The sequence below is a fragment of the Lysobacter sp. 1R34A genome, assembly GCF_051217035.1.
Lineage (GTDB): Bacteria > Pseudomonadota > Gammaproteobacteria > Xanthomonadales > Xanthomonadaceae > Lysobacter.
In genome coordinates, this window is the sequence record NZ_JBPKJP010000115.1 from 1 (window position 1) to 11364 (window position 11364).

Consider the following 11364-nt stretch of genomic DNA (forward strand, 5'->3'; position numbering starts at 1 on the left):
GCCCGACTCGGGCAGCGCGCGCCAGTACGCGGTCAGCGCGTCCGGCGCGGCGCGGCGGCGGCGCGGCGCGAGCAAGGCTTCGAACTCGCCGGTCACGCGTTCGCGGCGGCGTTCCAGCTCGCTCGACAACCCGTCCCAGTCGGCATGGCCCAGGCCGACCGCGATGCGCAAGCGGTCGCCGTCGGCCGCAGGCAAGGCGTGAGTCTGGGCGTCGCGCAGCATCTGCAGGCGATTTTCCAGGCGTCGCAGGAAACGATAGGCCTCGGCCAGCGATTCGCCGGTCTCCTCGGCGATCTGGCGCAGCGCGATCAACTCGCGCAACGCCGGCAACAAGCGCCGCCCGCGCAGCTCGGCCTCGCGGCCGCCGCGGATCAGCTGCAGGGCCTGGACCAGGAACTCGATCTCGCGGATGCCGCCGGGGCCGCGCTTGATGTCGTCGGCGAGTTCCTTGCGCGCGACCTCGGCGCTGATCGCCGCCTTCATCGCGCGCAGGCCGTCGAGCGCGCCGAAATCGAGGTAGCGCCGGTACACGAACGGCCGCAGGGCCTCCAGGAAGCGCTCGCCTGCATCCAAGTCGCCGGCCACCGGGCGCGCTTTCTGCCAGGCGTAGCGCTCCCAGTCGCGGCCCTCGCGCTGGAAGTACTGCTCCATCGCCGCGAACGACCAGGCCACCCGGCCGGCGTTGCCGTAAGGGCGCAGGCGCAGGTCGACGCGGTGGCAGAAGCCGTCGGCGGTGATCTCGTCGAGCAGGCGCGCGAGCTGCTGGCCGAGCTTGGCGAAATACGCCTCGGCATCGAGCGCGCGGGCGGCGTCGCGGCCGTCGAACTCGGTGCTGCCGTCGTGCTCGTAGGCGTAGACCAGATCGACGTCGGAACTGAAATTGAGTTCGCCGCCGCCGAGCTTGCCGAGGCCGAACACGACCAGGCGCACGCGTTCGCCGTCGCGCGTGCGCACCGCGCCGTGGCGGCGCTCGAACTCGTCTTCGAGCGCGCTCAACGCGACCTGCAGGCAGACCTCGGCCAGGCGCGTGCTGCCGTCCAGGGTGTCCTCGACCCGATCCAGGCCGAGCGTGTCGCGCCAGATCAAGCGAGTCGAGCCGGCCGCGCGGTAACGGCGCAGGCGCGTGCCCCAATCGGCGCGGAATTCGGCTTCGAGGGTAGGCGGCGGCGGTTCGCTCGCGCCGTCGTCGGCACCGAGCGCGAGCAGCAGGGCCGGCTGCCGTACCAGGGTGTCGATGGCGAAGTCGCTGACCAAGGCGACGCGCGACACGCGCGCGGCCAGGCCGGCATCGTCGAGCGCGGCGCGCGCTTCCGGCGAAGCCGCGCGCAAGCGCGTCAAGGCGCGCTCGGCGAGCGCGTGTTCGAGTGCCGGGCCGTCGTGGGGAAGAGTCGAGGAGAAAGACGCGGACATGCGGCGATGATGGCATGCGGTGCGCGGGGGAAGTTAGGAGTGAGTTGGGAGGAGTGAGTTGGGAGGAGTGAGGAGTGAGGAACTAGTAGCTAGTAACTAGGAACTAGGCGGGTGGGAGCGATGGGGCGCGGGTTGCGCGCCGGGCAGTGTCGTGTCGATCGAGTGGGTGACGACTGCGTTCGGTTGTCGGCGCGGCGCCATGCGGCGGCGATCGCATCGCTCGCGCGAGGTGGGCGGTCTCGCTGCCGCGAAAGCGTGTCGATGCGGCAGTTCCTGCGTGCCGGAGCGCTACAAAACCTTCGGGCATAAAAAAGCCCGCTTCCGGTAGAACCGGTTGCGGGCTTGCTCCCTCCCCCACGTCGGGATGCGGGGCGATCGTGAAGGAAGCGTTATCCCCTTGCACGCTGCAGTGCAAAACAGAACTCGCCAGTTCATTTGAAACACTGAGAACGATTCGCGATACGCCTCAGCAAAGCCTGTAACGACGCGGATGTTACCGATGACATTCCGTTCCTCGCGGCGACTGCGGCCCTTTGACGATTCGCTCTCCCGAGAAACCTGAACAGGGGAGGCGTGCGCCTGGCTGCGCCAAACGGCCGCACCCCGGCGGCATGAACAGCGCGACGTCGACCGGGCCTTGTGAACCGCTTTGTCCTGTCGGCCGCGTTCCTGCCGTTGATTTGGCGTGCTCCCCGTATCTATATGGAAGCCACCCGCGTCCACGGAGAGGCGCTATGCCCCGCAACCCCGCATCCCCCCGCACTCTGCTGACGGCCTGGGCCGCGTGCCTGCTCCTGTCGGCCTGCAGCCATGCCTCATCGCCCCGTTCAAGCGCCAACGCAACCCAGGAGGACCCGATGACCGCCGCCAACGGCACCACCCCACTCAGCGGCGACGAGGTCAGCCGCCGCATGCTCAAGCTGATCGGCAGCCTGGAGTCGAATGCCGACCTGACCGCCGAGCACGTGGAAAAACACACCGGGCTGGCCATGCGCCAGGCCGACAGCGGCGACGGCTCGTTCGGCGCAGGCGCCCAGATCCATCCGGACTGGTCGTACAACCTCTACGTCACCCGCCCGGCCGGCTCGCAGAAGAACAAGCTGATCTTCGACTTCGCCCGCACCGGCGACGAGCGCGCGCCGATGACCCCGGTCTGCGGCCTCGACTTCGACGCCTACGCCAAGGAACTCAAGAGCCTGGGCTTCCACGACAGCGCCTCGTACGGCGAACACGGTCGCGTCGATCACTGGAATTTCCAGCGCCCCGCACTGTCGCTGCAGGTCTTCGTCGAGGGCGAGTCCAACGATTCGCCGGACAAGATCGGCCATCGCTGCGTCAAGACCATCACCATCGAATAAGGCTGGGAAGCCATCATGCCGACCCCGACCAGTACCGAGCTGCAGAAGCTGCTCGACGAATTCGCCAAGCAACCCGGCGTCACCGCCGAGGTCGCCGCGAACCTCAAGACCACCATCGCCAACTCGCCCACCCTGGCGGCGCAGGTCGACGATGCCATCGCCAAGGGCCACCTGAAATCGTTCAAGCCGCTGACCGACGCGCACGCCGGCGGCGCCTACAACGGCAAAGAGCAGGCCATGCTGTTGCCGATCAACGGCCTGACCAAGCCGCCGGCGGGCAGCTACGACGCCGGCAACATGACCTTCGTGCTAGGCCATGAAGTGCAGCACGGCTTCTACCGCAACGACCGCGACACCGCGCTGAAGACCTTCGCCACCGAAGCCACCGCGCTGGCCAAGACCGTCGGCGACAAACACGACTACACCGCGACCATCGGCAAGGTCATCCAGGCCGACCGCGACAACGAAGCCAAAGCCCACATCGCCGGCTGGAACGCCCTGGTCGGCAGCGTGCGCGAGGCCAAGCCGACCGCGACCCTGGCCGACGTCTACAACGCCTCGCCCGGCCGCGCCGGCGACTTCATGACCCGCGGCGGCAGCGCGCCCAACTTCACCTATACGCTGAAGGCCGACCTGACCGTCGATGCGAACCTGTCGATGGCGATGAGCGCCGACAACGTCAAGGCGATGGGCAAGTACTACTTCGACATGCCGCCGGCGCAGGCGCGGCTGGGGCACAACGGCAATTCGGACTACGCCAACTACTACGGCGCCGGCTACATCGGCTACGTCAGCCAGCTCGAACACGCCCACGGCAAGACCGCGGCCGGCGGCAAGCCCGAGCTGCACGTCAACCTGACCCAGCTCAAGCTCAACGAAAGCATCATGGAGCAGAACGGCATCGACCTCGGCGCCAATTCCGCCAACCGTCAGCCCTATTTCGACACCAGCAGCACGCCGCCCCGGGCCGGGCACTTCGACCACACCAAGTCGACCCACACCCACGTCAACATCAACGCCTCGCCGCTGGACCTGCTCAACGAGTTGCGCGGCGACCCGCATGCGCACGGCGGCAAGGTCGACCCGCGCCACGCCGAGCACCCCGACCACGCGCTGTTCCGCGGCATCCTCGACAAGGTCAACGGCGAGTACCACAAGCACGGCGGGCACCTGTCCGAACGCGACGCCGACCGCATCGCCGCCGGCCTGACCCTGGAGAGCAAGCGCAACCAGCTGACCCCGGATCACGTCGTGCTGAGCGTCGACCCCACCACCAAGGAAGTCGGCAAGACCGCGTTCCTGGTCCAGGGCGACCTCGCCAGCCCCACCCATACCCGGGTAGGGGTGGCCACCGACCGCACCGCACCGACGGAAGAATCGTTCCGTCAACTCGAAGCCCTGAACCAGTCCCAGGCGCCGGCGCAGCTCGCGCAGGGGCAACAGCAGACCGCATCGCGACCGACACCGGCTCTATAGCGCCAGCGACAGCACCACGGCAGTGATCCAGGCCGAAACACTTTCCAGTGCCGATCCGGCACTTCACCGTAGTGCTACCAGGAAACCACGCATGGACCGCAATTCCCGGACTTCGGCTGTGGATGCGCAACGCTGGCCGATGCTTCGAGCGCAACCGCTCGCCCTCGCCTGCCTGCTCGCCGCGGCACCGCTGAGCCTCGCCGCGCAGGACCGAGCGCAAGGCCAGTTCGACGAGCCGGTGCTGGCGCGCATGCTGCGCTCCAGCGACGCCAAGAGCCCGGCCCTGCTGCTGAGCAAGAGCGGTCCGCAACCGTTGGACACGCACGAGGCCGTGCTCGACCTACGCATCGCCTATACCGAGTCGAAGATCTGGGACCCGAAAAATCGCCGCTTCGATACGGTCAAGCTGCGCTCTTACCAGAGCCCCGGCACCAACCCCAAGGTGCCGTTCGTGGCACCGACCATCGTCACCGCACCCGGCGAAACCGTGCGCGTGCGCCTCGACAACAGCCTGCCGAAGGAAGATTGCGCGCCGGTCGGCATCAACGTGCCGCACTGCTTCAATTCGACCAACCTGCACTCGCACGGCCTGTGGGTCAGCCCGACCGGCAACAGCGACAACGTGCTGCTGACCCTGCGTCCCGGGGTGAAGTTCGAGTACGAATACAACCTGCCCGCCGATCATCCGGCCGGCACCTTCTGGTATCACCCGCACCTGCACGGCTCGACCGCGCTGCAGGTGTCCAGCGGCATGGCCGGCGCGCTGATCGTACGCGGCAACCGCCTGCCCTCGACCGATCGCAACGGCGATCTCGACACGCTGCTGCGCGATCAGGGCGGCACTGCCTACCAGGAGCGTCTGCTGTTGTTCCAACAGGTCGCCTACGCCTGTCGCGACAAGCAGGACAAGAACAAGATCCGGGTCAACGCGGACGGCACCTGGGCCTGCGACTCGGCGCGAGGCGAGGTCGGCGAGATCGAGAACTACGACCAGTTCGGGTTCACCTCGACCCCGGCCGGTTCGAAAAGCGTGTGGGAAGTCTCCGGCCGCTACACCAGCATCAACGGCGAGGTGTTGCCGAACTTCTACGAGCTCAAGGCCGGACGCATCGAACGCTGGCGGCTGGTGCGCGCCGGCGTGCGCAACACCATCAACCTGCAGTTGCGCGCGGTGCGCGCCGGCGCCGCCGGTATCGACGGCCTGGCGGGCGCCGCGCTCGACGGCTGGGTAACGCAGAACTGCACCGGCCCGTTGCTGCCGCAGTTCGAAGTCGCCGCCGACGGCCTGACCCATGGCCAGGCGATCGAGAAAAGCGAGATCGTTCTGCAACCGGGCTATCGCAGCGACGCCCTGGTGGTGTTTCCGCAAGCCGGCCAGTACTGCGTGATCGACGGGGCCGCACCGGCCAGCGCCAGCATCACCAACGCGGCCGAGGACCGGCAGTTGCTCGGACTGGCCAACGTCGCTGCGACCGCGGTGCCGCCGGTCGCCGACATCCGCGCCTACCTGACCGAAAACCTGGTCGCCTCGGCGAAGTATCTGATGCCGCCCGAGGTGCGCGCCAAGGTCGTCGCCGATCTCGACGACCGCCTGCGTCTGACCGCGTTCGTGCCGCACAAGGACATCGCCACCGCCGACCTCACCGGCAAGCAGGAACTGGAGTTCTCGATCAAGGGCGAGGACTACATGGTCGACGGCAAGACCTACGACCCGAAGAGCGCGCGCGACCTGGTGCTCGGCAACATCGAGGAATGGCGCCTGACCTCCACCGTCGGCAGCCACCCTTTCCACATCCACGTCAATCCGTTCCAGGTCGACAGGATCCTCGACAAGTCGGGCAAGGACGTCAGCGTCACCGGCGATCCGGGCGATTCGCAGTACGCCAACACGAAAGGCACCTGGAAGGACACCTTGTTCGTCAAGAACGGCTACCAGGTGTTCGTGCGTACCCGCTACGAGCGCTACATCGGCGAGTACGTCCTGCACTGTCACATCCTCGACCACGAGGACATGGGCATGATGCAGAACGTCCGCATGCTGGTGCCCGACGGCAAGGGCGGCGGGATAGGCAACGCCCACCATTGAGGACGACGGCATCGCGGCGCGGAGCGGTTCGCTTCGTGCCGCGATGTTTCCGTGCCTTTGGGTTCCGGGCTTCCTCGCGCGAAACCCGGTCTGCATCGTTACCGCAATCGCGCGGTCGCGGCTTACGCCGCTCCTACAGGGGAGGCGCCGCGGGTTAACTCAGATCCAGCCGCGCCTCAACGCTGCGCGCGTTTGGCGTACTCGGCCATATCGATGCGCAGGATCCGGCGCAGCTCGAGGATCGCCTGCGGGGTTTCCTGCACGCTGTGGCCGGAGGGGATCACCTTCTCCGACACCGCACCGTCGAGGTGGGCGCTGCGGTACGGCACCGCGCCGTCGCTGGACTGCAGCAGCGGCAGCTTGGGATCGCGCTGGCCGACGATGGTGTGGTACGGCAGGCCCGCTTCGATCGGCAGGTTTTCGGTGCTGCGCATGAACAACGAGTTGGGACTAAGGTCGTCCGGGCCGGTCGGCGGGCGACCCTTACGGAAACCGATCTTCTGCAATTCGTCCTGGTTCACTTCATTGCGCTGGGCGAGTTCGGCGGTTTCGCGCAGCACGTCGAACGGCAGCCGGATCAGCTTGCGCACCATCCGCAGGGGCCAGCCGTCGGTGACCACCGCGCCGCGATGCGGCGAGGCCAGGAACACCGCGCGTTCGAACTGCGGCATCGCCTTGAACACGGTCAGCTCGCGCACCAGCGGCTCCTTGCGCAGGCGCTGCGCCGCGGCCGGATCGAAGGCCTGCAGGGTCGCGTCGAGGACGCGCTCGCCGCTGTCGCTGACCAACAGGCGCGAGATCACCCCGCCCATGCTGTGCCCGACCAGCACCGCGTCGCGGCCGGCGACGTCGTCGCCTTCGGGGTCGTAGTGAGCGAAGGTCTGGGTCAGGGCCGCGTCGATCGCGGCGCGATTGGCCAGGATGCTCAGGTTGGTCGGATAGAACACCTGCCACAGTTGGTAATGCTTGCGCAGGGTTTCGTCGCCGAGCAGTTCGTTGGCGAGGTTGACCCAGGCCTCCGGGCTGCTGGCCAGGCCGTGCACCAGCACGATCACCCGCTTGTCGGGGTCGTAGGGCTGGTTGAGGTAGATGCGCGGCTTGAACGCGCGCGCCTGCTTGGGCCGCAGCAGGCTCGACAGGCTCAGCCGCGCCAGTTCCGAACGCGCCAGCCAGATGCCGTAGGCGGCCGAGTAGTTCGCCGCCAGCGGCACCTTGCGTCCGGCGATGGTCTCGCTGTCGATGCGATAGGGGTTGTAGACGTCCATGCGCGCGACGCGGCTGGCGAGCACCGCGTCGAGCCCGCCGTCGCCGTCGAAGCGCAAGGTCGCGGTGACCGGCAGATAGCGGGTGTCGCGGTAGGGCGTGTCGGCGGCATCGGGGTCGCTGCGCGAACGGCGCGGAAACACCGCGACCAGGGCGGTGCCGAACCCGTCGCGGCGATACACCGCACGCAGGTTGTCGAAGCCCAGGGTGTCCGACGCGAGCAAGGCCTCGGGTTGCTGGGTCAGCTCGGTGGCTTCGTAACCGTGCAGGGCGATACTCAACTCGAGCCCGCCGACCTGCAACGGGGTGGCGCCGATCTGGCCGCGGCTGGCCTGGAAGGCGGCCTGCGCGACGACGTCGAGGGCGCGATTGTAGAAACGCAGCACGCGCTCCTGGCGCGCCTCGAACACCCGTTGCTCCGGCGTGCGCGGGCTCAGGAACAGATAGGCATAGGCATAGCGCGCGGTCTCGATCGCCGCGCGCGTGCGCAGGTCGGCGTCGACATCGGGCCCGGCCTGGGGGGTCGGCTCGGCGCGTTGCGACGGCCCGGCAGTCCTCGACGGCTGGGCGCGCTTGGCCGGGCCAGCGCTCTCGGCAGCCTGGACCACGGGCGCGGGCGCGGTGTTCATGCGCAGCAACTGCAACTCCGCCGCGGTCGCCAGCCAGTCCTCGACCGGCGCCAGCGGCCGCAGTTGCGCGATGCAGGGCTCGGGCTCGCGCGCGCACTGTTCGGGGTCCAGGCCGGCCGAGCCCAGCGCGGTCGCCGCGGCGGTGCTCAGGCGTCCGCTGCTCAACGCGTCGAGGTTGCGCTCCACCGCGACCTCGCCGAAGGCGCGTTCCTTGACCTTGACCACGGCGCAGCCGCTGCCGAACGACAGGACCAGGCTGGTCACGAGCAGGGCGATCGGGCGCAGGGACATGCGGGTTCCAGGGCGGGGCGGGGCGGGGCTGGCCGGCATTGTCGAGCGCGGCCGGCCGCGAGTAAACGCATTCCGCTCGCCGCCGTTGCCGCAGGCCCGGCGGACAAAGAAAAACCCCGCCTCGCGGCGGGGTTTTCCGTGTTGCGTCAGCGCGGAGGCTCGAATCAGAAATCCATGCCGCCCATGCCGCCCATGCCGCCGCCGCCCGGCATCGCCGGCTCGTCCTTCTTCGGCAGCTCGGCGACCATCGCTTCGGTCGTGATCATCAGACCGGCGATCGACGCGGCGTTCTGCAGCGCGGTGCGGGTGACCTTGGTCGGGTCCAGGATGCCGAACTCGAGCATGTCGCCGTATTCGCCGTTGGCGGCGTTGTAACCGAACGCGCCCTTGCCTTCCTGGACCTTGTTCAGGATGACCGACGGCTCTTCGCCGGCGTTGGTGACGATTTCGCGCAGCGGAGCTTCCATCGCGCGCAGGGCGATCTGGATGCCGTGGTTCTGGTCTTCGTTGGCGCCCTTGAGGCCCGAGATCGCGGCCTTGGCGCGCAGCAGCGCGACGCCGCCGCCCGGGACGATGCCTTCTTCCACGGCAGCGCGGGTGGCGTGCAGCGCGTCTTCGACGCGAGCCTTCTTTTCCTTCATCTCGATCTCGGTCGATGCGCCGACCTTGATCACCGCCACGCCGCCGGCCAGCTTGGCCACGCGCTCCTGCAGCTTCTCGCGGTCGTAGTCCGAAGAGGTCTCTTCGATCTGCGCCTTGATCTGCTTGATGCGGGACTGGATCGAATCGCCGTCGCCGGCGCCGTCGATGATGGTGGTGTTCTCCTTGGAGACCTGCACCTTCTTCGCGCGGCCCAGATCCTTGATCGTGGCCTTCTCGAGCTGCAGGCCGACTTCCTCGGAGATCACGGTGCCGCCGGTCAGCACGGCCATGTCTTCGAGCATCGCCTTGCGACGGTCGCCGAAGCCCGGAGCCTTGACGGCGCAGACCTTGACGATGCCGCGGATGGTGTTGACCACCAGGGTCGCCAGCGCTTCGCCTTCGACTTCCTCGGCGACGATCAGCAGCGGCTTACCGGCCTTGGCGACGCCTTCCAGCACCGGCAGCAGGTCGCGGACGTTGGAGATCTTCTTGTCGTACAGCAGCACGAACGGGTCGTCGAGCTCGGCCGACATCGACTGCTGGTTGTTGATGAAGTACGGCGACAGGTAGCCGCGGTCGAACTGCATGCCCTCGACGACGTCGAGTTCGTTCTCCAGGCCCGAACCGTCTTCGACGGTGATCACGCCTTCCTTGCCGACCTTGTCCATCGCCTGGGCGATCAGGTCGCCGATGTCGGCGTCGGAGTTGGCGGAGATCGCGCCGACCTGGGCGATTTCCTTGCTGGTCGAGGACGGCTTGGAGAGCTTCTTGAGCTCGGCCACGGCCTCGATCACGGCCTTGTCGATGCCGCGCTTGAGGTCCATCGGGTTCATGCCGGCCGCAACGGCCTTCATGCCCTCGCGGATCAGCGCCTGGGCCAGCACGGTCGCGGTGGTGGTGCCGTCGCCGGCGTTGTCGGAGGTCTTGGAAGCGACTTCCTTGACCATCTGCGCGCCCATGTTCTCGAACTTGTCGGCCAGTTCGATCTCCTTGGCGACGGACACGCCGTCCTTGGTGATCGTCGGCGCGCCGAAGCTCTTCTCGAGCACGACGTTGCGGCCCTTCGGACCGAGGGTGGCCTTCACGGCATTGGCGAGCACGTTGACGCCGCGCACCATCTTGGCGCGCGCATCCTCACCGAAACGAATTTCTTTAGCGGACATGGTTGGAACTCCGGGAATGGGAAATAGGGAATAGGGAATAGGGAATCGAAAGAGCGCATTACGGAGTCGGGACGGGACCCGGGAGGCAGCGCAAGCGCGTGCCGATCCCCGATTCCCCAATTCCAGACTCCCGCCCGATCAGCCGACGATCGCGAGGACGTCGTCTTCCTTGAGGATCTTGTACTCGACGCCGTCCTGCTTGTAGGAGCTGCCCGAGTACTGGCCGTAGATGACCTTGTCGCCGACCTTGAGCTTCGGCGCGCGCACGCTGCCGTTGTCCAGGGCCTTGCCTTCGCCGATGGCGACGACTTCGCCCTTGGTCGACTTTTCCTTGGCGGCGTCGGGGATGATGATTCCGCCGGCCGAGATTTCGTCGGCTTCGATCGGCTTGACCACAACGCGGTCGTAAAGCGGCTTGAGATTCATGGCAACCCTCTGTAAGTGCTTGAATGGGTGGAGAAAGAAGGGGAATTTTAGCAGTCGCCCCCGGAGAGTGCCAACGCCGGGGACAAAAGCGCCCGGACGAACCGGGACTGCACGCTAAATGAGGCGGTACCGGGAGCCTTTCAAGGGGGGGGCGATGAAATCCTCTCTCCTCCCGATGACCGGCCGGGGACCGAAGGCCCACCGGGCGCCGGCCGGGGCACCCGCGGTCCGCTCAGGTCCCGAGCCGTGCCAGGTAGGCGGTCGGGCTGGCGCCGAGGCTGCGCCGGAACATGGCGATGAAGGCGCTGACGCTGTCGTAGCCCAGGTCCAGGGCGATCGCGGTGACCGCGTCGCCGCCGGCGAGGCGCTCCATGGCCCGCATCAGCCGCGCGCGCTGGCGCCACTGCAGCAGGCTGTGACCGGTCTGCGCGGCGAAGCGCCGGCTCAGGCTGCGCTCGGACAAATGCGCGAACGCGGCCCAGTCGGCCAGGCCGCGCGGGTCGGCCGGGTTTTCCGAGAGGATGATGCGGTCGTCGATGTCGATCTGGTAGGCGTCGACGGTGATGTACAGCGACTCGACCGGCTGCAGCACCAGGCCCAGGCCGATGTTGGTCGACTCC

At 67.7% G+C, this 11364-nt stretch carries 7 protein-coding genes and 1 pseudogene; 3 read left to right on the forward strand and 5 right to left on the reverse strand.

Annotated features, from left to right (window positions below; genetic code table 11):
- A pseudogene (locus ACSAMQ_RS18050) lies at positions 1 to 1410 on the reverse strand (bifunctional [glutamate--ammonia ligase]-adenylyl-L-tyrosine phosphorylase/[glutamate--ammonia-ligase] adenylyltransferase); the annotation flags it as partial.
- A gap of 857 nt (positions 1411 to 2267) precedes the next feature.
- On the opposite strand from ACSAMQ_RS18050, the gene ACSAMQ_RS18055 reads away from it, so the two are divergent.
- From ACSAMQ_RS18055 to ACSAMQ_RS18065, 3 genes are all read left to right on the forward strand, one after another.
- Positions 2268 to 2768: a hypothetical protein gene (locus tag ACSAMQ_RS18055; protein ID WP_435396988.1), complete on the forward strand. Its 501-nt coding sequence runs from the start codon at positions 2268 to 2270 to the stop codon at positions 2766 to 2768.
- Positions 2769 to 2783: 15 nt separating this feature from the next.
- Positions 2784 to 4244 carry an XVIPCD domain-containing protein gene (locus tag ACSAMQ_RS18060; RefSeq protein WP_435396989.1) on the forward strand — a complete coding sequence of 487 codons (1461 nt, stop codon included), beginning with the start codon at positions 2784 to 2786 and terminating at the stop codon, positions 4242 to 4244.
- Positions 4245 to 4335: 91 nt separating this feature from the next.
- A complete protein-coding gene (locus ACSAMQ_RS18065) occupies positions 4336 to 6330 on the forward strand; it encodes a multicopper oxidase family protein (protein WP_435396990.1) in 1995 nt (664 codons plus the stop codon).
- A 176-nt stretch (positions 6331 to 6506) separates the two neighbouring features.
- On the opposite strand, the gene ACSAMQ_RS18070 is transcribed toward ACSAMQ_RS18065, so the two are convergent.
- The 4 genes from ACSAMQ_RS18070 to ACSAMQ_RS18085 all read right to left on the reverse strand — a co-directional run.
- Positions 6507 to 8513 (reverse strand): esterase/lipase family protein, encoded by a 2007-nt coding sequence (locus tag ACSAMQ_RS18070; protein ID WP_435396991.1) that lies wholly within the window; start codon positions 8511 to 8513, stop codon positions 6507 to 6509.
- Positions 8514 to 8677: 164 nt separating this feature from the next.
- Complete coding sequence (gene groL / locus ACSAMQ_RS18075) at positions 8678 to 10318, reverse strand: chaperonin GroEL (protein WP_435396992.1); 1641 nt, start codon at positions 10316 to 10318, stop codon at positions 8678 to 8680.
- A 138-nt stretch (positions 10319 to 10456) separates the two neighbouring features.
- Entirely contained in the window at positions 10457 to 10744 is a 288-nt protein-coding gene (locus tag ACSAMQ_RS18080) for a co-chaperone GroES (protein WP_031370299.1), read from the reverse strand.
- Between the two features lie 232 nt (positions 10745 to 10976).
- Positions 10977 to 11364: helix-turn-helix domain-containing protein (locus ACSAMQ_RS18085; RefSeq protein WP_435396993.1), on the reverse strand; the 388-nt coding region annotated here is incomplete at its 5' end.